Origin of the sequence: Umezawaea beigongshangensis, assembly GCF_016464305.1 — a bacterium.
GTDB lineage: Bacteria > Actinomycetota > Actinomycetes > Mycobacteriales > Pseudonocardiaceae > Umezawaea_A > Umezawaea_A beigongshangensis.
Genome location: NZ_JAEIOJ010000004.1, coordinates 94,564 through 115,311, shown reverse-complemented (window position 1 = coordinate 115,311; position 20,748 = coordinate 94,564). Strand labels below are relative to the sequence as shown.

Sequence of the window (20,748 nt, the reverse complement as noted above, 5' to 3'; positions counted from 1 at the left end):
CCCGCGGTCATCGGACGACTACCGGCGAACCACACCCTGGAGCTGGGCACGCAGCTCCGGGGTGAGCTGCTGGCCGACTCTCTCGACCAGCAGTGTCATCTCGTAGGCAACCAGACCGATGTCACAGTTGGGTGCCGCCAGGACGGCGAGGCACGAACCGTCGCTGATGGACATCAGGAACAGGTAACCCCGTTCCATCTCGACCACGGTCTGGTTCACGACCCCGGCCTCGAAGCACCTGGCCGCGCCGGCCGTGAGGCTGACGAGACCGGATGCCACGGCCGAGAGCTGTTCTGCGCGGTCACGTGGCAGGCCCTGCGAGCCGGCGAGCAGCAAGCCGTCCGCCGACACGACGACGGCGTGTGCAACGCCGGGAACCCGACGCACGAAGTCGGTGATAAGCCAACCAAAGGTGCCTGGCTGCGCTGCGGTCGTCACTCCTGCTCCTCGTCTTGCCGGCTGGACTGGTCACCAGCGTATGCGTCGATCAAAGCGTGCCGGCCACGGCGGACCCCCTGTTGGAGGCTCGACATCCGGCCGCGGATCGCATCTGGCGACCGCGGGGGCAGCGGAGGCCGCTGCACTTGCTGCGCCGACTGCGGCTTCGGTGCTGCTGAACCGGGCACGAGCTGCGCCTTCGGGGTCCGCTTGGGCAGACCCGCCGGCGTCTTGCTCTCCGGTGCCTTGCTCAGCAGCGCCTGAGCAGCGTGCCAGCCCTCGTCGGCGGGCGACTGCCACGCCGACTCAGCTGAACGCGCCGCCCGCTCGGGGAATTCCGCCCGCTCGCGAGCGACGGGCTCCTGCACGGGTTCCGGAGCGGTGGGCTCCGGGGTGACGGGCTCGGGCTCGGGCTCGGGGACGCGGGTCTCCGGTGCCCTGCTCTCCGGGGTCCGCTTCGGCAGGGACGACCCGGAGGTCGATCCGCTGCTCGCCGCGGGTTCCGGACGCGACGGCAGCACCGTCTCCTGCGTGGTGGGTGCCACGGCGGGCACCGGCTTCGGCTTGCGCGTCGGCAGCGGCTTCTCCTCCCGTGCGGGGGCGGCGGTCTCCTGCGGCTCCGCTGCGGGAGGCACGGCCTGTGCGGTGGACGCGGAGGTCTCGCCGCCCACGGCCTGGAACCACTGGGACAGCACGGCCTCGTATATCGGCAGCCGCTCGGTCGGAGCGTCGTCCCGCTGCTGGACACGGGCCGCGTCGGAGGTGCCGTTGCGCTGCACGCCCTGGTCGAGCCCCTGGTCCAGGCCGAGAGCCGGCGCGAACTGCGTCGTCTCGAAGCCCTGCTCGTAGGGCGCGTCGGCGTCCTCGCCGCGGTCCTCGTAGGCGGTGAACAGCGTCGGCTCGCCGAAGGAGCCCTGCGGCTCCGGCAGCTCGTTCACGCCGGACCGCTCCAGCGGGGTGACGCCCGACTGCTCCAGCTCGTCGCCGGACACCGGCAGCCAGGGCTGCGAGATCTCCTGCGGCGTCTCCGCGAAGACGGGGAAGCTGCCGGTCGCCGAGCCGTTGGTGCTCTGCACGACGCTGACCGGGAACTCCGGCTGGGCCGGGAAGCTCGGCTGGTCGTCCAGCCTCGGCACGGCGCTGGTGAACGCGCCGGCGATGCCGCTGGCCCGCTGCGCGGGGTGGCTGTAGTCGGCGGTCGGCTCCGGCTGGACCATCGGCTGCGGGCTCGCGCCCGGCATCGCGACCAGCGTGTCCGGCACGATCACGAGCGCGGTGGTGCCGCCCTCGATGTCGTCGTTCGCCCGCAGCCGCACCTTGATGTCGTGCCGCTTGGCCAGCCGCGCGACCACGTACAGGCCCATGCGGCGGGAGACCGCGACGTCGACGTCCGGCGGGTCGGCCAGTCGCTCGTTCGCGTCGACGATCTCCTGGTCGCCCATGCCCACGCCGCGGTCGTGGATCTCGACCGCCAGCTCGCCCTTGCGGGTGCGGGCCGTGCGGACCGTGACCTTCGTCACCGGGTCGGAGAACGCCGTGGCGTTGTCCAGCAGCTCGGCGATGAGGTGCACGAGGTCGTTGACGGCGCGACCCTGGACGGTGAGCTCCGGGGTCTGGCCGACCTGCACGCGGGCGTACTGCTCGACCTCGGAGACCGCGGCGCCGAGCACCTCGGCGGCCGGGACCGGCCTGGTGAGGCGCCGGGAGAGGTCCGTGCCGGAGAGGACCAGCAGGTTCTCGCTGTTGCGGCGCATGCGGGTTGCGAGGTGGTCGAGCTCGAACAGGCTCGCGAGCTGGTCCGGGTCCTGCTCGTCCTGCTCCAGCCGGTCGATCAGGTTCAGCTGGCGCTCGACGAGCGCCTGGCTGCGGCGGGAGAGGTTGACGAACATGGCGTTGACGTTGTCGCGCAGCAGGGCCTGCTGGGCCGCCAGGCGGACCGCCTCGCCGTGGACCGCGTCGAACGCCCTCGCGACCTGACCGACCTCTTCCCTCGTGTGCACGGGCACCGGGGCGATGGCGCCCTTGGACGCCTCCTGCGGGTTCGGGTCGGCGAGAATCCTCTCGACCGCGTCCGGCAGACCGTGGTCCGCGACCTCCAGGGCCGTGCGGCGCAGGATGCGCAGCGGGCCGAGGATGGAGCGGGCCACGAACAGCGCCATGACGAGCGCCAGTGCCAGTGCGCCCAGCACCAGTGCGGAGTCCTGGAAGGCGCGGGCGCGTGCGGCGGCGGCCTTGTCGTCGGAGTCCGTCTGCAACTGCTCCAGCAGCAGGCTCTCGACGTCGCGGGTCAGGTTCACCGTCAGGGTGGACGCGATGTCCCAGTCCTTGGGCGACAGCGCCGAGAAGTCGTCGTTCCCGGTCTGGACCCGGCTCAGGGCCGCTTCCTGCATGTCGTGCGCGTTGTCGACGACGAGACCGATGACGGTGTCGTCGTAGATCCTGGCCTGCTCCGCGGTCGCCGACTTGCGGAAGTCGTTGCGCGCGGCGTCCAGCTCGGCGTCCGCGGCGAGGAGCTGACGCTCCTGGTCGCCGATGAACTGCTGGCGCTGGAAGACGTCGAGGAGGATGCCGCGCTTGCGGGACTCCTGCTCCTTGATGCGCGCGATGGCGTTCGTCGCGAGGTGCAGTCGCACCAGAACCGGGTCGTCGATGTCCGCGATGGCCTGCTCACCGAGGTCGAGCAGGCTCTCCACCGACTCGGAGTACGTGCGCAGCACGGCCTCCGAGGGGTAGCTGGTGTCGATCACCGCGGTGCGCAGGCTGTTCAGCCGCGCGAGCTGGTCCGAGGCCCTGCGGTAGCGCTCGGCCACCACCGGGTCCAGGTCGCCGCTCAGTTCGGAGATCCTGTCGTCCAGCTCCGCCTGCGCGTCGTTCACCCGCTTGAGCTGGCGGTCGAGCACGATGCGCTCGACCCTCCTGCCGGACGCGACGTAGTCCGCGCTCAGGTCGCGCTCGCGCTGGAGCTGCTGCACGAGGTCGCCCACGGCGTCCTCCAGGCGAACCTGGTTGGCGAGCTGCGCGAGACCTTCGGCCTCGTCGAGATCGGTGTAGACGCGCAGTCCGCCCAGCGCGAGAGCGCAGATGGTCGGAATGGCGAGCACCGCGAACAACTTGGTGCGCAGACGCCAGTTCTTCAGGCGCCACGTCGCAGCGCGGGACCTCCGTGCCTCGTCGGTGCTGGTCGAGCTCTTCTCACGCACGTCGGTCGTGCCGTACCCGGTTGACTCAGTCACGTTTCCATCACTCGGCGCAGCCAACCCGTCACCCGATTCGGGCCTTCCGGAACGCGGTGACAACCCCACGCCGGTCTGGCTGGGACCTCTTTCTCGTCGGGCCACCCTGGTGCTTCCTCTTCCGGCAGCAGTGTCCCCGGCCACTCCCCCTGGACCGAAGCTTGGACTCGAAAATCGGGCCGAACTGCAGCCCCGGAGCGGCGACGTCGGTTCGACACCCCACCACCCCCGGACCGGGGCACGATGGTCCGCTTGGACCTTGTGCCACCCGGCGGGGAGCGTAATGGGCAATTCCGCTCCGGGGAAGCCTCTGGAAGCACGGACCGTATCGACATGGGCTGTCGTTTCACACGTCCGGGTGGTTAACATCCCCGGTTGTCGGTACGCCCCACCACGACCGTTGCTCCGTTTCGGACCTCGATCATTATGACCTGTGGCGACCGTCACCCACCAACTCGACTCACCCGAGGACAGCAGGCGAGAGGTTTCATGGCTACCCGAGCGCATGTTCTGCGACGTGCCGCCGCGATTCTCGCGAGCGTCGCCACCCTCACCGCGAGCGCCGGTTGCAGCCTGCTGCCGGGGTCCGGTGACGGCGAGAACCCGCAGATGGAGCGCAACACGCTGCGCGTCGGCTACCTCCAGGTCGTCGACGTGGCCCCGTTGCAGATCGCCAAGGAGCAGGGCCTGTTCGAACGGGCCGGGCTCACCGTCGACCTGGTCGACGAGAGCAGCGAGCTGGAGGGGATCAACCAGCTCGACACGACGCTGGACGTCGCCTGGGCGAGCCACGTCAACCTGTTCCGCGCCATCGGCAACGACGGCAAGGAGCTTCAGATCCAGGGCGAGGCGTACCAGGCCGGCAGCAACACGATGGCCCTCGTCGCCGGGCCGAGCTCGCCCTACAACGGGCCGTCGGACGACGCGAACCCGAGGATCGCGGTGCCGGACGACCAGGACGTCGGCATGCTCACGACCAAGGCGGTGCTGGGCACCGCCGGCGTGGAGAAGGGCCGGATCGTCGCGAACGAGATGCCGTTCGACCAGATGGCGGACGCGCTGAACTCGGGCACGGTCGACGCCGCGTGGATGATCGAGCCGTACATCACCAGGGTGCAGACGAGCATCGGCGCGAAGATCGTGACCGACACCGCGCGCGGCCCGACGGTGGACTTCCCGATGTCCGGCTACGCGTCGTCGAAGAAGTTCGCCGACGAGAACCCCGAGACGCTGAGGGTCTTCCGGTCGGTCCTCCAGCAGGCGCAGCAGCTCGCGTCGACGGACAAGATCAGCGTGCAGGACTCGCTGCGCGAGTACATGGACCTCGACCAGCAGACCGCCGCGCTGGTGTCGGTCGGCACCTTCCCGCTGTCGCTCAGCCCGGTCCGCCTCCAGCGCGTCGCGGACATGATGCTGGACGAGAAGGTGCTCCCCAACCGCTTGGACGTGCAGTCGCTGATCCCGCCGGACGCCCGGAGCTGACGATCACCGCCGTGGCGGGTGGCCGCTGGAGCGGCCGCCCGCCACGGCGTCAGACGGGCTCGCCGAGGCAGAGCGTCGTCGGGGGCTGCGAGTAGGTGAGCACGCCGAGAGCGCCCTCCTCGTTCGGGCAACCGGCCTCGTCCCGGCGGTCGAGCACCTCGACGACCTTGAACGTGGACGACGACGTGCAGGCCGACTTGTCGGTCCTGCCGAAGACGGTGCTGCCGGACTCGGTGAAGCAGTCGCCCACCGAGGCGTTGAGCATCAGGCACAGCCGGTACCCGTTGCTGCGGCGGCCCTTCTGGCTGTACTCGGCGTAGTCGCCGTCCGGGCAGGACGCGGTGCGGCTGTCCAGGTTCACGGCCACCTCGTAGGACGCGTCCGGTGCCGAGCAGTCGACCTTCTCCGCGTCGGCGTCCGACGCGCTGGCGCTGGTGACCTTCACGCACTCGCCCGCCTTCGCGGCGCCCGCGCCGGTGCCCCAGACGTTGAAGCCGACGATCACGAGCACCAGCACGATCACGCCGACTCCGGCGAGGGCGAGCTTCCGGCCGCCTCCGGACGCGGGTCGCTGCCCGCCGGGGACCTGCCCCGCCGGGTGCTGACCGCCGGGGTACTGCCCCGGTCGCTGCTGCGCCCAGCCCTGGTTCTGCTGGTTCCAGTCCTGCGGGGGCGCTCCCTGCGGCGGAGTGGCGACCCACGGCTGCTGCTGCCCCCACTGCGGCTGCGGCGGCGCACCGGGAGGCGGCCCCCAGGGCTGCTGCGGCTGCTGGCCGCCCGGCCGGGGCGGGAACCCCGGCGACTGACCCGGCGGGGGCTGGTGGGGAGGCGTGGTCACGTGCGGTTCCTCTCGCTGTGCTGGCGAGCGGAACCTAGCCCTCCGGCGGGTCGCGCGCGGGCGGTTCCACCGCATCGTTGCGCTCCCGCGTCAGCCTCCGTTCTCGGCGAGGCAGAACGTGAGCACGGGCTTCGGGAACACGACCTTGCGGTCCTTCCCGCAGACGCCGTCCTCGGCCGTGCCGGTGACGGCCCTGGTGATCCGCACCGAGCGGGGCGCGTCGCACGAGACCTTCACGATGCCCGCGCGCTCGTCCTGCCCGTAGCAGGAGCCCTCGACGAAGTTGGGGATCAGGCAGAGCACGACGTCCGTGGTGAACGTCGAGTAGGGGGCGCCGCCGGAGGGGCAGCGCGCGCCCTGCGGCTCGATGGTGGCGATCTTCACGTTGGCGTGGTCGGCGGAGCAGTCGATGCGCTCGTAGGGACGCTTGCCGTCCGCCTCGGACACGCTGGCGCAGTCGCCGACCCGCGCACGGGCGGCCTCCTCCTCCGCGTTCTTCGAGACGGACCCGATGACGTACAGCACGGCGACGAGTGCGACGAGCACCGCTGCGATCAACCCGAACTTCTTCACCCCTGTTCATCGACCGTTCCCCCCGGCCGGTGAATCCCCGGATCGTGGGACGGCCGCTGCTCACCGTGCCCCCGCGGGCACGCGGGGCGACGGGGAATTCCCGCGGGCTTGCGGCGTGTTGCCACACTGGGAAGACGGCCAACCGACAGGAGTTCCCCCACGTGACCGACGGCCCTCTGATCGTCCAGTCCGACAAGACCCTCCTGCTGGAGGTGGACCACCCCCTCGCGGACGAGACCCGCACGGCCATCGCGCCCTTCGCGGAACTGGAGCGCGCCCCGGAGCACGTGCACACCTACCGCGTCACCCCGCTCGCGCTGTGGAACGCCCGCGCGGCCGGTCACGACGCCGAGCAGGTCGTGGACGCGCTGGTCCGCTACTCGCGCTACCCGGTCCCGCAGCCCCTGCTGGTCGACGTCGTGGACACGATGGGGCGCTTCGGCCGGCTCCAGCTCTCCCAGCACCCGGCCCACGGCCTCGTGCTCACCTCGATCGACCGCGCGGTGCTGGAGGAGGTGCTGCGGCACAAGAAGATCGCACCGATGCTGGGCGCGCGCGTCGACGACGACACCGTGGTCGTGCACCCCAGCGAGCGCGGCCGGCTCAAGCAGGTGCTGCTCAAGGTCGGCTGGCCCGCGGAGGACCTCGCCGGGTACGTCGACGGCGAGGCCCACCCGATCTCCCTGGAGGAGAACGGCTGGGAGCTGCGCGACTACCAGCGGCGGGCGGCGCAGGCGTTCTGGGCCGGCGGCTCCGGCGTGGTCGTGCTGCCCTGCGGCGCGGGCAAGACGCTGGTCGGCGCGGCGGCGATGGCCGAGGCGGGCGCGACGACGCTGATCCTGGTGACGAACACCGTCGCCGGGCGGCAGTGGAAGCGCGAGCTGATCGCGCGCACGTCGCTGACCGAGGAGGAGATCGGCGAGTACTCCGGCGAGCGCAAGGAGATCCGGCCGGTCACGATCGCGACCTACCAGGTGATCACCCGCAGGTCGAAGGGCGAGTACAAGCACCTGGAGCTGTTCGACTCCCGCGACTGGGGCCTGATCGTCTACGACGAGGTGCACCTGCTGCCCGCGCCGGTGTTCCGCATGACGGCCGACCTCCAGTCCCGCCGCCGCCTCGGCCTGACCGCGACCCTGGTGCGCGAGGACGGCCAGGAGGGCGACGTGTTCTCGCTGATCGGGCCCAAGCGGTACGACGTGCCGTGGCGCGACATCGAGGCGCAGGGCTGGATCGCGCCGGCCGAGTGCACCGAGGTCCGGGTGACGCTGACCGACAACGAGCGGCTGACCTACGCGACGGCCGAGCCGGAGGAGCGCTACAAGCTGTGCTCCACGGCCGACACGAAGCTGCCCGTGGTCAGGGCGATCCTCGACCGGCACCCGGACGAGCCGACGCTGGTGATCGGCGCGTACCTCGACCAGCTCGACGACCTGGGCGCGGCGCTGGACGCGCCGGTGATCCAGGGGTCGACGAAGAACAAGGAGCGCGAGGTCCTGTTCGACCGGTTCCGCCGGGGTGAGCTGCGCACGCTGGTCGTGTCGAAGGTCGCGAACTTCTCCATCGACCTGCCGGAGGCGTCGGTCGCCGTGCAGGTGTCCGGCACGTTCGGCTCGCGGCAGGAGGAGGCCCAGCGGCTGGGCCGCCTGCTGCGCCCCAAGGGCGACGGCAGGCAGGCGCACTTCTACTCGGTGGTCTCCCGCGACACGCTCGACACCGACTACGCGGCGCACCGGCAGCGGTTCCTCGCCGAGCAGGGCTACGCGTACAAGATCGTCGACGCGGACGACCTGCTGGGCCCGAAGCTGCCCGAGGTGGGCTGAGCCCCTGGTGCGAGGATTCCCCGGTGGAACTCGACAGCGCCTTCGTCTACTCGATCCCGATGCGCACCAGGTTCCGGGGCATCACCGAGCGCGAGGGCGTGCTGCTGTCCGGTCCGGCCGGGTGGGGCGAGTTCTGCCCGTTCCTCGACTACTCCGACGCCGAGTGCGCGCCGTGGCTGGCGTGCGCCGTCGAGGCGGTCGCCGAGGGGTGGCCCGCGCCGGTCCGGGACCGGATTCCGGTCAACTGCACGGTGCCGGTCGTGTCCCCGGAGCGGGCGCACGAGATCGTCGCGGCGTCCGGCTGCGCCACGGCGAAGGTGAAGGTGGCCGACCCCGGTTCGCGCCTCTCCGACGACCTGGAGCGGGTGGCCGCGGTGCGCGACGCGCTGGGGCCGTCCGGTGCGATCCGGGTCGACGCGAACGCCGCGTGGGAGGTCGGCGAGGCGGTGGCGGCGATCCGCGAGCTGGAGCGGGCGGCCGGTGGGCTGGAGTACGTGGAGCAGCCCTGCCGGACGATCGAGGAGCTGGCCGCCGTGCGGCGGCGGGTGGACGTGCGGATCGCGGCGGACGAGTCGATCCGGCGTGCCGATGACCCGCTGCGCGTGGCGGTGGCCGGCGCGGCCGACGTGGCGGTGATCAAGGTGGCCCCGCTGGGCGGGGTGCGCCGCGCGCTGCAGGTCGCCGAGGCGTCGGGACTGCCGTGCGTGATCTCCTCCGCCGTGGAGACGTCCGTGGGCCTGGCCGCGGGGATCGCCCTGGCGGCGGCGCTGCCCGAGCTGGACTTCGCCTGCGGCCTCGGCACCCTGCCGCTGCTGACCGGTGACGTGGCGACGGACTCGCTGCGGCCCGTCGACGGCCACCTGCCGGTGCCGCCGGTGGCCCCGGTGCCCGATCTGCGCGCCGGTGTCGCCGCCGACGCGGCGACCACCGCGCGCTGGCTCGACCGGCTCGCCAGGGTGGCCGCGCTCGGCTGACCCCGGGGTTCCCCCGGTGTCCGGCGATCAGCGGTGGATCGCCCCGTCGGTCGCGGTCAGCCGCTCGCCGCGCCCGCCCCAGCGCAGGGCGATGATCTCGGCGGCGATCGACACGGCCGTCTCCTCCGGAGTCCGAGCGCCCAGGTCCAGGCCGATCGGCGAGGACAGCAGACCGATCTCCTCCTCGGTCACCCCCGCCTCCCGCAGCCGGGCCAGCCGGTCGTCGTGGGTGCGCCGCGACCCCATCGCCCCGACGTAGGCCAGCGGCAGCCGCAGCGCCACCTCCAGCAGCGGCACGTCGAACTTCGGGTCGTGGGTGAGCACGGCGACGACCGTCCGCTCGTCGACCCGGCCCGCCGCGGCCTCGGCGGCGAGGTAGCGGTGCGGCCAGTCCACGACCACCTCGTCGGCGTCGGGGAAGCGACTGGCCGTGGCGAACACCGGGCGCGCGTCGCACACCGTGACCCGGTAGCCGAGGAACGCGCCCTGCCGCGCCATCGCGGAGGCGAAGTCGATCGCGCCGAAGACCAGCATCCGGGGCGGCGGCTCGAACGAGTTGACGAACACCGTCGCGCCGTCGCCGCGGCGCTGCCCGTCCGGCCCGTAGTGCAGGACGCCGGTGCGGCCGGTGGCCAGCATCCCGCGCGCGTCGTCGACGACCGCGTCGTCCAGCCTGGCCGATCCCAGCGACCCGGACGCCCGGTCGGGCCACAGCACCAGCCGACGGCCCAGCCGGTCGGCGTCGGGGTGCTCGACCACGGTGACGACCGCGACCGGCCGCTCCGCCCGCACGCTCTCCACCACCTCCGCGAACTGCGGGAACGTCGTGGCGTCGACCTTCTCCACGTACACGTCGAGGATGCCGCCGCAGGTCAGGCCCACGGCGAACGCGTCGTCGTCGCTCACGCCGTAGCGCTGGAGCACCGGCGCGTCCTCGGCCACGACCCGTTGCGCCAGCTCGTACACCGCGCCCTCGACGCAGCCGCCGGACACGCTGCCGACGACCGCGCCGCCCTGGTCCACCAGCATCGCCGCGCCGGGCGGACGCGGGGCCGAGCTGAACGTCGCCACCACCGTGCCCACCCCCACCGACTCGCCGGCGGTCCACCGCAGGGCCAGTTCTTCCAGCACGTCACGCATCGCGCACCTCGTTCAGCAGTCGTTCCGGCTCCCGCAGGTGAGCGCGCTCGTGGCCGGACACGCGCAGGGCGTGCGCGAACCCGGTCAGACTCGTGATCAACCCGTCCACGCTCCGATTGTGCCCGTGCCGGAGCCCGGCACGGCGCCGCTGCGACGGGCGGGGGCGGTGCGAGCGACCGGGGCGGGTGCCGGGGTCGTGATCCGGGTAGGACCGGGGTCGGTCCCCGATGTGCGCGCCGCCGCCCGCGACCAGGGTGGGGACATGACGAACGACGTGCTGAACGAAGCGACGACGAAGTTCAGGCAGCTGCGGCGCAGCCGGCAGGACCGGATGGTCGCCGGTGTCTGCGGCGGTGCCGCGCAGGCGCTCGGCGTGGACGCGGCCCTGCTGCGCCTCCTGCTGGTGGCCGCCACCCTCCTGGGATTCGGCGCCGGAGCGGTCCTCTACCTGGTGGCCTGGGCACTGGTGCCCGACGAGACCCCGTGACCCCGCCTACCGGGGAAATCCCGGAACGCCCGGCAGGCTCTGCCACGGGCGCGGTCCGGCCAGCGGCCGGTACTCCACGCCCAGCGCGTCCAGGCGCGGCAGGTGGTGGGTGGTGAGCCGGTCGAGGAACGCCGGGTCGCCCGCCGTGCCCCAGACGACCTCGGCGAACGCCGAGAGCCGGGGGAACGCCGCGTAGTCGAGCCGCCGGGGCGAGTCGACGTGCTCGGTCCACAGGTTCGCCTGCGCGCCGAGCACCCGCCCCGGCTCGTCGCCGGTGATCTCCGGCGGCACCGGGGAGTACCGGTAGACGTCCTCCACGCCCAGCACGGTGCCGACCGGGATCGGCTCGGACGGCAGGTCCGACTGCCGGTAGTCCAGGTACACGTGCTGCTCCGGGCACATGACGACGTCGTGGCCCTCCCGGACGGCCGCGACGCCCTGCTCCTCCCCCCGCCACGACGCGATGATCACGTCGTGCGGCAGCGGGCCGGACTCGGCGATCTCGTCCCAGCCGTACGGGCGGCGGCCGCGCCCGGTGAGGTGCGCGGCGAGCGCTCGCACGAACGCGCCGTGCTCGGGCCCCTGGTCGGGGACCTCGTCGCCGCCGAGGCCGATCACGGTGCTCGGGAACACGTCCACGAGCTCGTCGAACACGTTCCGGTAGAACTCCAGCGTCTCCGGGCCGACGTCGAGCACGCGCGGGTTGACGCCCCAGTCGGTCCACACGCCGCCGCCGTGCAGACCGAGCGCGGGGTAGGCGGCGACGGCGGCCTGGCTGTGACCGGGCACGTCGATCTCCGGCACGACGGTGACGTGCCGCTGCGCGGCGTACGCGACGACCTCGCGCAGGTCGTCCTGCGTGTAGAAGCCGCCGTGCGGGCGGGCGTTCACCAGCCCGCCGCGCCGGTCGCCCAGCCGCGACTCCGGCCGCCACGACCCGACCTCCGTCAGCGCCGGGTAGCGCTTCACCTCGAAGCGCCAGCCCTGGTCGTCGGTGAGGTGCAGGTGCAGCACGTTGAGCTTGTGCGCGGCCAGCAGGTCGACGTAGCGCAGCAGGTCGTGCTTGGGCAGGAAGTGCCGCGCCACGTCGATCATGCAGCCCCGCCAGGCGAACCGCGGCCGGTCCACGACCGTGCAAGCGGGCAGCACCGCCGGGCCGGGACGCAGCGGCGCGGCGCGGAAGGCGTCCGGTCCGCGCAGCTGCCGGATCGTCTGCTCCGCCCAGAACGCGCCCGCCTCGTCCGACGCCTCGACCAGCACGCGCTCGGGCGTGATCTCCAGCCGGTAGCCCTCCGGCTCCCCGGCCACGAGGCGCACCTCGGGTCGCGGGTCGCCCCGGAACTCGCCCTCGCCGCGCGCGAACGACACCGGTCGCGGCAGCAGCGTCGTCATCAGCCCTTCACCGCCCCGGCGAGCCCCGACACCAGGCGTCGTTGCACGAACAGGAAGAAGACCAGCACCGGGATCGTCATGAGCGTCGATCCCGCCATGATCGCTCCCCAGTCGTTCTGGTCCGGCTTGACGAACACCTGGAGCGCCAGCGGCAGCGTCTGGTTCTCCGCCGCCGAGATGATGAACGTCTTGGCGAACAGGAAGTCGTTCCAGGCGTGGATGAACGACAGCACGCTGGTCGCCACCAGGCCGGGCGCGACGAGCGGGAACAGCACCTGCCAGAGGAAGCGGAAGCGGCTCGCGCCGTCGAGCGTCGCGGCCTCCTCCAGCTCCACCGGCACGGCCGCGACGAACCCGCGCAGCATCCAGATCGCGAACGGCAGGCCGAAGGCGAGGTGCACGAGCACGAGCGAGCCGAGGTGGTTGAGCCCGAAGGCCGGAACGGTGTCGCCGACCGAGCGCATGAGGAAGAACAGCGGGACCGTCAGCGCCTCCACCGGCACCATCTGCACCACGAGCAGCATGATCAGCAGGGTGGTGCGGCTGCGGAACCGGAACCTCGTCAGCGCCGTCGCGGCGAGGAACGAGATCAGCAGGCTCAGCGCCACCACGATCAGCGCGATCACGACGCTGTTGAGGAAGTAGCGGCCGAAGCTCTGCACGGTGAGCGCGCGGGTGAAGCTGTCGAGCGTGGGCGCGAACGTCCACGGCCGAGGCTCGGCGGAGATCACCTCCGCCGACGGCTTCAGCGCGGTCAGCACCATCCAGTAGAGCGGGAACGCCACGACGGCGGCGACCAGCACGGTCACGCCCTCCGCGACGGTCCGCCCCGGCCGCTTGCCCAGCGGGGACGTCACAGTTCCTCTCCCGTCCGGCGCAGGGCCCGCAGGTATCCGAAGGTGATGAGCAGCAGCAGGGCGGTCATCACGACGCCGATCGCCGCGCCCATCCCGTACTGCGAGGCCGCGAACGCCTGCTGGTAGGCGTAGACGTTGAGCACGAGGTTGCGCCCGGCGATGCCACCGCCGTTGGTCATCACGTAGATCTGGGTGAAGACCTTGAAGTCCCAGATGATCGACTGGATGGTCACGATCAGCAGCAGGGGCCGCAGCAGCGGCAGGATCACGCTGCGCGCGGTCCGCCACGTCGACGCGCCGTCCAGCGCGGCGGCCTCGACCACCTCCACCGGAATCGCCTTGATGCCCGCGTAGAGGGTGACCATCACGAACGGGAACGAGCACCAGATCACCTGCGCGGCCACCAGGCCGAAGGCGATCCAGCGGTCGTAGGTCCAGGAGAAGCCGGTCGTGCCGAGCACCTCGTTGACGAACCCGAAGTTCGCGTCGAACAGGAACAGCCAGATCGTCGACCCGGCGACCGCCGGGGTGGCCCACGCGCCGAGCGCGGCCAGGAACAGCAGCGTCCTGGCCCACGTGCGGACGCGCGTGCTCAGCACGGCGAGCGCGGTGCCGACGAGCAGCGTGCCGAGCACGCAGACCGCGGCGAAGCCGACGGTCTGCGCGAGCACGGTCCAGAACTGGGAGTCCGACAGCAGGGCCCGGTAGTTGCCCAGCCCCAGGAACTCCAGCGCCGCCCCACCGCTGACCTGCTCCTGCCCGTAGTCGAACAGGGAGATCAGGACCAGCTGGTAGATCGGGTACCCGAGCAGTCCGGCGAGCACGAGGAGCGCCGGCGCGAGGTAGGCGTAGGCGACCCGCCCGTCCCCGCGCCGGAACCTCGTCCGGACGACCTGCTGGCTCACGAGCCGAACGCGGCGTTCATCTGCTCGGCCGCCGCCGTGGTCGCCGTGTTCACGTCCTGCGCGCCCGTCGCGACCTGCTGGAACATGGTCGGCAGCACGGCCTGCGCGTCGATCTCGGCCCAGTCGGCGGTGACCGGCACGAACCGGGCGCCCGCGGAGAGGGTCTTGATGAAGGGCTCCTCGAACGGGTCGTTCTTCGCGACCTCGGCCTGCACGTCGGCGAACGTGGGCAGGTTGCCCATCGCGGTGAACATCTTCTGCTGGTACTGCTTGCCGCCCAGCAGCTTCAGGAACTCCACGGCGAGCGTCTTGCGCTCGGTGCCGCTCATGACGCCGAGCAGGTTGCCGCCGGAGAACGCGGGCGCGATGGACCCGGCGGTCTCGCCGGGCAGCGGCACGACGGCGTACTTGCCCGCCGCGGCGCTCTCGTCGACGGACTTGCGGTTGAAGTCGCCGCCGATGGTCATCGCGGCCTTGCCGGCGCGGAACGCCTCCACGCTGGCGTCACCGCCGTTGCCCGCGCACTGGGCGGGCGGACAGATGTCGTCGCGCAGCAGCTCGGTGTACGCGGCGACGCCCTGGCGGGCCTGCTCGGAGTCGATGGCGGCGGTGTGCTTCCCGCCCTCCTCCTCCGCGATCTCGCCGCCCTTGGCCCACACGAACGGCATGGCGCCGTAGGTGTACTTGCCGCCCACGGAGATGCCGAGCAGGTCGGGCTTGGCGGCGCGGACGCGCCGGGCGAGGGGGGCGATCTCGGCGAGCGTCGTCGGCGGGGTCAGGCCCAGCTCGGCGAACACGTCCGTCCGGTAGTAGAGGGCGCGGACGCCGACGTACCAGGGCAGGCCGTAGACCTTGCCGTCCACCTTCGCGGTGTCCAGGACGGCGGGCAGCAGGTCGGCGCCCTCGTCCCAGCCGGACACCTCGCCGCTGATGTCGGCGAAGCCGCCCGCGGCGACGTAGCCCGCGAGGTCGGTGTTGCCGAACTCGGCCACGTCCGGCGCGCTCTTCGGGTCGCTGAACGCGGCCTTGAAGCGCTCGGCCCTGGTCTGCACCTGGACGTACTGCACGTCGACGGTGACGCCGGAGTGCGCGGCCTGGAACTCCTCGACCGCCTCCTTCACCACGGCCTCCTTGGGACCGCGGTTGACCTCGTCGAACAACCACACCCGGAGCTGGCCGGTCTTCTCGTCGGAGCCGGACGAGGCCGGCCCCGACTGGACCGGCGCGCACCCGGCCACCACGGCGGCACCCACCGCCGCCACCACCGCGAACCGCACGAACCGCATAGACCGAATCCCCTCACCGTGCGTTGCACATCATGCAACGCGTGTTTCGTGGAGAGCAACGAATGCGGCGATGCTAAGAGGGCGAACGGCGATGAGCAAGGGTCTGGACCAGACCGCTACAGGACGTTGACCACCTCATCGGCCCAGGTGCGGACCGCGGCGGCGTCGACGGGCCCCTCCCAGCCACGGGGACGCACCGCTCCGCCGACGTGGAACCCGGTGATCCCCGCCGCTGTGAGGCCGGTCACCTGATCGAGCCTCAGGCCGCCGCCGACGAGCACCGCCACCCCGTCGCGCTCCTGCCGCGCGGCCAGGTCGCGCAGCACCGGCAGCCCGTCGGCCACACCGCGCGGGCTCCCGGCGGCGAGCACCGTGTCGCAGCCCAGCCCCACCACGACGGGCCAGGAGGCCAGCGGGTCCGCGGAGTTGTCCAGCGCCCGGTGGAACGTCCAGGCGCAGCCCTCGATCTCCGCCAGCACCGCGGCGCAGGCGGCCTCGTCCACCCGGCCCGCGGCGTCCAGGAAGCCGAGGACGAACTCCTGCGCCCCCGCCCCGCGCGCGTCGGCGGCGGCGCGGCGCAGCGCGGAGAGGTCGCCGGGGGCGAACCCGGTGGCGTCGCGCAGCATCACCCGCACCGGCAGGTCGGTCGCCGACAGCACCTCGCGGATCGTCGAGACGGGCGGCGTGAGCCCGTCGGAAGCCATGTCGGCCACCAGTTCCAGCCGGTCGGCCCCACCGGCCTGGGCCGCGGTCGCATCGGTCGCGTCCAGCGCGATCACCTCGAACACGGTCTGGACCATAACGACGATCCACACCCGCATCCACGCCCGTGGACAGCTCCGCGGACCGGGTTGGGCGAAGTGGACGTATCTGGGTGTGCCCCGTCGACTCCTGATCTGGTGGAAGCCCCGCCGCAACCGAGGGAGGAACCCGGATGAGCACCGATCCCGCCACCACGATCCCGGTCAGCACCACGAAGCCCGTGAAGACCGTGGAGCCCGGCACCGACGTGCCGACGCCGCCCGCGACGACCGTTCCGCCGGTCACCCCGAACGGGCACCACCAGCCGTTCGGCGAGCCCGGCTCCGTCAACTGAGAGACCCCTCGGGGGAGGGGGAGGTGACCCGTCGGTCGACTTCGAGGGGTGTCGATCGAGGGGGATCACCCCGCACGGGGCGGTTCGCGGCGAGGGAGGGCGCCGCGAACCGCTTCCGCGGACAGCACCGCCGAACCACCGCTGCTCCGTTCGTGTGAAGCTTGCACGCGCGCGGCGGTCGCACGTATCTGGTACCGGACAGGTTCCTCCTGTCCGATCGAACGGCGTCGTCATCGAGGACGTCCGATCGGAGGTTCGGCGTGAGAGAAGTGCGCACGACGGGCGAACACCCGCCGTGGGAGGGACTCGACGGTACCGAACGCCACGCGGCCTGCATCGTCGCCGCACGTGCCGGGAACCGGCAGGCGATGGACGTGCTGGTCGCCGAGCTCACACCGCTGGTGTGGCACGTGGCCAGGGGGAACGGGCTGGACCGCAGCACCGCGGAGGACGTGGTGCAGACGGTGTGGCTCGCACTGCTCAAGAACGTGGACCGCCTGAAGGAACCGCGAGCGCTGGTGGGGTGGCTCGTGGTCACCGCGCGACGGGAGGCCCAGCGGACCTGGCCGTCGCAGAAGACCGAACTCCCGCTGGCCCCCGAGGTGGCGGACCAGCTGAAGAGCGAGACGGGCCTGCCGGAGGACGCCGCGCTGAACGACGACCGCGACCACCGGCTCTGGCGGGCGTTCGGCCGGTTGAACGCCCGCTGCCAGGAACTGCTGAGACTCACCGTCCTCGCCGGCCGCTCGGAGTACCGGGCGGTCGCCGAGGCTCTCGCCATGCCGCGCGGCAGCATCGGCCCGACCAGAGGCAGGTGCTTGACCGTGCTGCGCGGTTTTCTCGAACAGGAAGGAGGATCGCGGTGAACGACATCGACCCGCGCGATGACCGCAGAGGGAACGAGGACACCGCCGTCCTCACCGCGCTGGCGCACCTCGTCGACGAACTGGACCCGCCCCCCACCGATCTGGTGCAGCGCGTGCAGTTCGCCATCGACCTGGAGGACATCGACGTCGAGGTGGCGCGCTGGGTGCGCGCCGGCTCGCTGACGGGTGTGCGCGGCGGACAACCCGGCACCATCACCTTCACGGTGGACAACCTGACGCTGATGGTGAACTTCACGGCCACCGGCGAGCGCAACCGCATCGACGGGTGGCTCGTGCCGGCCGGGGAGCACACCGTGGAGGTCCGGGTGTCCGAGCACGCGTCGGCGACCACGACCGCGGACGACGGCGGGCGGTTCGTGCTGGCCGACGTGCCGACCGGGACGACGCAGATCGTCGTCCACCTGGTCAACGCGCGCGGCGAACGGGGACGCACGGTGGTGACACCCACGATCGTCCTCTAGGGGTCACGGAGCGTGCGTCTCCGACCCCGCACCGAACGCAACCCGTTCGGATCACCACACAACTCGGCCAGGGGCCCCACCGGACGCGCCAGGTGTGTTGCCATTGGGCACGTGCCTCGAACACGTCCCCCAGCTGCCGCGCCGACCCTGTCCCGCCGACCGGCGACAGGCGCCGCCGCCGCTCCCCCGGACGCCCGCTCGAACGGCGGCGCTCCGGAGGGCGGGGCGCTGGACGGCGCCGAAGCGAACGACGCTGAAGCGAACGATGCCGAAGCGAACGGTGGTGCGCCCGGCGACGTCACCGCGGCCGACGCGGTGCGCGACGCGCTCGCCCTGCGCGCGCAGGCGCACGCCAGGGCCGAGGCCGGCAGACCCGCCGACGCCGTGCGGCTGCTGCGCAGGGCACTGCGCGTCCTGCCGCTCGGAACGGGCGGCCTGGAGGCCACCGAGGTGCGCACGAGGGTGCTGATCACCCTCGCCTACGCCGAGGCCGAGGTCGGGTCCACCGCGACCGGCCTGGTGCACCTGGGCACCGCGAGCGACCTGCTGGCGAGCTGGCCCGACGGGAGCGTCCGGTTCGAGCTCCAGGTGCTCGTCAAGGCCCAGCACGCGCTCATCCTGCACCGCGCGGGCCGCAGCGCCGAGTCCATCGCCCTGCACGACGAGGCGATCGAGCTGCTCCAGAACGCCGGGGACGTCCCCGTGAGCCCGATCCTGCTGCCCGGCGTCGTGATGAACCGCGGGCTCACGCACATCGCCTCCGGCCGCCCGGTCGAGGCGGAGGCCGACATGCGCCTGGTCGCCCGCACGGCCGACGAGCGCGGCCTCCCGCTGGTGAAGGCCAAGGCGCTGGGCAACCTCGGTGACGTCGCGAAGCTCACCGGCGACGTCCCCGGCGCGCTGAGGTACTACGCCGAGGCGGAGCTGATGTTCCGCGAGCTCGCGCCCGACCTCGTGCCGCGCACCCAGATCGACCAGGGCACGGCGCTGCTCGCGGCGGGCCTCGCCGACGAGGCGGCCGAGCAGCTCGACCTGGCCCTGCCCCAGCTCCGCCGCAACCGGGCCGGTCAGGACCTCGCCGAGGCCGAACTGGCCCGCGCCGCTGCCGCGCTGCTCCAGGACGACCTGGACGGGGCCAGGCTCCTCGCGGGCAGTGCGCAGCGCCGGTTCGCCCGGCGCGGCAGCAGGTCGTGGGCCGAGGTCGCCGCGCTGACGAAGATGCGCGCCGAGGCCGTCGCCGTGCTGCGCGACGAGCACGGGCGGTCGGCCACGCCCGCCAGGGCGGCGAAGCTCGCGAGGCGGCTCGGCGACGTGGGCCTCACCGACGAGGCGTCGATGGCGAAGATGCTCGGCGCGCGGCTCGCGATCCGGCGCGGGTCCCTCCCCACCGCACGGGCGCTCGTCGCCCAGGTCTCCCGCCCCGGCCGCACCACGCCCGTCGACCACCGGATGCTGCTGCGGTTGTGCCGCGCCGAGCTGTCCGTGAGCGCCGGGGACCGCGCGGGCGCGCTCGCCGAGGCCGGTGCCGGGCTGACCGAGCTGGGCCGGGTCCGCGACCGCATGGGCGGGCTGGACCTGCTGAGCGGCACGGCCGTGCACGGCCGCGAGCTGGGAGAGCTGGCCGTGGGCCTCGCCCTGGAGGGCAGCGACGCCCGCGAGGCGTTCGCCTGGCTGGAGCGCACCAGGGCGCAGGTGTACCGCTACGAACCGCTGCCGGCCATCGACGACCCGGTGCTCGCCGACCGGGTGGCCGAGGCGCGCTCGGTCAGCCGGGCGCTCCAGCAGGCACGCCTGGAGGGACGGCCGGTGACCGAGCTGGAGGCCCGCGACGAGGAGCTCCAGCGCGAGGTCACCCGGCTCGGGTGGTACACCAGCCGGTGGGGGCGCCCCCGCCCGGTGTGCACCGCGGACGACGTCGTGCCGGTGCTCGGCGAGCGCGCGCTGGTCAGCTTCACCACCCACGACGAGGAGCTGTCCGCCGTCGTCCTGACCTCGGACGGCGCCAGCCTCGTGCGACTCGGGGCGGCCGAGCCCGCGGCGGAGATCTCCCGCCAGCTGCACGCCGACCTCGACGTGCTCGCCCCCGACCACCTGCCGCAGCCGCTGGTCGACGCCGTGACCGCCTCGGCGGCACGCCGCGCCGAGGCGCTGGACGCCGTCCTGATCGGTCCCCTGGCCGAGCTGGTCGGCACGCGGGAGCTGGTCGTCGTCCCGACCGGTTCGCTCTACGCGGTGCCGTGGGGCGCGCTGCCGTCGCTGCGCGGGCGCCCGGTCGTCGTCGCGCCGTCGGCGACCGCGTGGCTCACCGCGGCGCGGGGCGCGGCCGACAGCGGCCGCCGCGAGGGCGTGGTGCTGGTGGGCGGCCCCGACCTGCCGGAGGGCGTCGGCGAGGTGCGCAGGCTGCGCGCGGCCTTCCCGGACGCCGCGCTGCTCGACGGCGACCTCGCGACCGTGCAGAACGTCGTGGCGGAGCTGGACGGCTCGCGCCTGGCCCACGTCGCGGCGCACGGCGTGCACGAGCCGGACAACGCGCTGTTCTCCCGGCTGGAACTGGCCGACGGCCCGCTGTTCGCGCACGAGCTGTCCCGGCTGGGGCGGGTGCCGGAACGGGTCGTGCTCGCGGCGTGCGAGCTGGCGCTCAGCCACATCCGGCCGGGCGACGAGGCGCTGGGGTTCGCGGGCGCGCTGCTCGCCAGCGGCTCGCACACCGTGGTGGCCGCGGTGAACCGCGTCGGCGACCGGGCCGCCGCGGAGACGGTGGACGAGTTCCACCGGCTGGTGTCCGAGGGCAAGCCCGTGGCGCACGCCCTGGCCGAGGCCACTGCCCTGGACCCGCTGCGCCGGCCGTTCGTCTGCCTGGGCACGTCCTGAGCACC

At 72.7% G+C, this 20,748-nt stretch carries 18 protein-coding genes; 8 read left to right on the top strand and 10 right to left on the bottom strand.

Annotated features, from left to right (window positions below; genetic code table 11):
- Positions 1-18: 18 nt before the first annotated feature.
- Positions 19-438 carry a roadblock/LC7 domain-containing protein gene (locus tag IMZ35_RS12185; RefSeq protein WP_199441146.1) on the bottom strand — a complete coding sequence of 140 codons (420 nt, stop codon included), beginning with the start codon at positions 436-438 and terminating at the stop codon, positions 19-21.
- Positions 435-3,671, bottom strand: coding sequence for a sensor histidine kinase (locus IMZ35_RS12180; RefSeq protein ID WP_307867975.1), 3,237 nt, complete (start codon positions 3,669-3,671; stop codon positions 435-437). The genes IMZ35_RS12185 and IMZ35_RS12180 overlap by 4 nt, the downstream gene beginning before the upstream one ends.
- 489 nt (positions 3,672-4,160) lie before the next feature.
- Between IMZ35_RS12180 and IMZ35_RS12175 the strand changes: the two genes are divergently transcribed.
- Positions 4,161-5,153, top strand: coding sequence for an ABC transporter substrate-binding protein (locus IMZ35_RS12175; protein WP_199441144.1), 993 nt, complete (start codon positions 4,161-4,163; stop codon positions 5,151-5,153).
- Positions 5,154-5,202: 49 nt separating this feature from the next.
- Here IMZ35_RS12175 and IMZ35_RS12170 read toward each other — a convergent pair whose 3' ends face one another.
- Both IMZ35_RS12170 and IMZ35_RS12165 read right to left on the bottom strand, forming a co-directional pair.
- The gene (locus IMZ35_RS12170) at positions 5,203-5,991 is read right to left on the bottom strand and encodes an LppU/SCO3897 family protein (RefSeq protein WP_199441143.1); all 789 of its coding nucleotides are present in this window, start codon (positions 5,989-5,991) and stop codon (positions 5,203-5,205) included.
- 90 nt (positions 5,992-6,081) lie between these two features.
- Positions 6,082-6,564, bottom strand: a complete 483-nt coding sequence (locus tag IMZ35_RS12165; protein WP_199441142.1) for an LppU/SCO3897 family protein — start codon at positions 6,562-6,564, stop codon at positions 6,082-6,084.
- Between the two features lie 161 nt (positions 6,565-6,725).
- Here IMZ35_RS12165 and IMZ35_RS12160 point away from each other — a divergent pair, with 161 nt between their 5' ends.
- On the top strand, positions 6,726-8,387 hold the full coding sequence (locus IMZ35_RS12160; RefSeq protein WP_199441141.1) for a DNA repair helicase XPB: 1,662 nt from the start codon (positions 6,726-6,728) through the stop codon (positions 8,385-8,387).
- Positions 8,388-8,410: 23 nt separating this feature from the next.
- A complete protein-coding gene (locus IMZ35_RS12155; protein ID WP_307867972.1) occupies positions 8,411-9,361 on the top strand; it encodes an o-succinylbenzoate synthase in 951 nt (316 codons plus the stop codon).
- A 27-nt stretch (positions 9,362-9,388) separates the two neighbouring features.
- Here the strand turns inward: IMZ35_RS12155 and IMZ35_RS12150 are convergent, their stop codons facing one another.
- Positions 9,389-10,501 carry an XdhC family protein gene (locus IMZ35_RS12150; RefSeq protein ID WP_199441140.1) on the bottom strand — a complete coding sequence of 371 codons (1,113 nt, stop codon included), beginning with the start codon at positions 10,499-10,501 and terminating at the stop codon, positions 9,389-9,391.
- Positions 10,502-10,763: 262 nt separating this feature from the next.
- Between IMZ35_RS12150 and IMZ35_RS12145 the strand changes: the two genes are divergently transcribed.
- Complete coding sequence (locus IMZ35_RS12145; RefSeq protein ID WP_199441139.1) at positions 10,764-10,988, top strand: PspC domain-containing protein; 225 nt, start codon at positions 10,764-10,766, stop codon at positions 10,986-10,988.
- Positions 10,989-10,994: 6 nt separating this feature from the next.
- Here the strand turns inward: IMZ35_RS12145 and IMZ35_RS12140 are convergent, their stop codons facing one another.
- The 5 genes from IMZ35_RS12140 to IMZ35_RS12120 form a co-directional block, all read right to left on the bottom strand.
- The gene (locus IMZ35_RS12140) at positions 10,995-12,380 is read right to left on the bottom strand and encodes a beta-N-acetylhexosaminidase (protein ID WP_199441138.1); all 1,386 of its coding nucleotides are present in this window, start codon (positions 12,378-12,380) and stop codon (positions 10,995-10,997) included.
- A complete protein-coding gene (locus IMZ35_RS12135) occupies positions 12,380-13,237 on the bottom strand; it encodes a carbohydrate ABC transporter permease (RefSeq protein WP_199441137.1) in 858 nt (285 codons plus the stop codon). Before IMZ35_RS12135 ends, IMZ35_RS12140 begins: the two co-directional genes overlap by 1 nt.
- Positions 13,234-14,142, bottom strand: coding sequence for a carbohydrate ABC transporter permease (locus tag IMZ35_RS12130; RefSeq protein WP_199441136.1), 909 nt, complete (start codon positions 14,140-14,142; stop codon positions 13,234-13,236). Before IMZ35_RS12130 ends, IMZ35_RS12135 begins: the two co-directional genes overlap by 4 nt.
- Positions 14,139-15,428: an extracellular solute-binding protein gene (locus IMZ35_RS12125; RefSeq protein ID WP_199441135.1), complete on the bottom strand. Its 1,290-nt coding sequence runs from the start codon at positions 15,426-15,428 to the stop codon at positions 14,139-14,141. The genes IMZ35_RS12130 and IMZ35_RS12125 overlap by 4 nt, the downstream gene beginning before the upstream one ends.
- Positions 15,429-15,544: 116 nt before the next feature.
- Positions 15,545-16,228 carry a copper homeostasis protein CutC gene (locus tag IMZ35_RS12120; RefSeq protein WP_199441517.1) on the bottom strand — a complete coding sequence of 228 codons (684 nt, stop codon included), beginning with the start codon at positions 16,226-16,228 and terminating at the stop codon, positions 15,545-15,547.
- Positions 16,229-16,362: 134 nt separating this feature from the next.
- On the opposite strand from IMZ35_RS12120, the gene IMZ35_RS12115 reads away from it, so the two are divergent.
- The 4 genes from IMZ35_RS12115 (at position 16,363) to IMZ35_RS12100 (ending at position 20,743) form a co-directional block, all read left to right on the top strand.
- Positions 16,363-16,524, top strand: a complete 162-nt coding sequence (locus IMZ35_RS12115) for a hypothetical protein (RefSeq protein ID WP_199441134.1) — start codon at positions 16,363-16,365, stop codon at positions 16,522-16,524.
- 260 nt (positions 16,525-16,784) lie between these two features.
- Positions 16,785-17,390: an RNA polymerase sigma factor gene (locus IMZ35_RS12110; protein ID WP_199441133.1), complete on the top strand. Its 606-nt coding sequence runs from the start codon at positions 16,785-16,787 to the stop codon at positions 17,388-17,390.
- On the top strand, positions 17,387-17,872 hold the full coding sequence (locus IMZ35_RS12105) for a carboxypeptidase regulatory-like domain-containing protein (RefSeq protein WP_199441132.1): 486 nt from the start codon (positions 17,387-17,389) through the stop codon (positions 17,870-17,872). Before IMZ35_RS12110 ends, IMZ35_RS12105 begins: the two co-directional genes overlap by 4 nt.
- A gap of 111 nt (positions 17,873-17,983) precedes the next feature.
- A complete protein-coding gene (locus IMZ35_RS12100; RefSeq protein WP_307867970.1) occupies positions 17,984-20,743 on the top strand; it encodes a CHAT domain-containing protein in 2,760 nt (919 codons plus the stop codon).
- Positions 20,744-20,748: the final 5 nt, after the last annotated feature.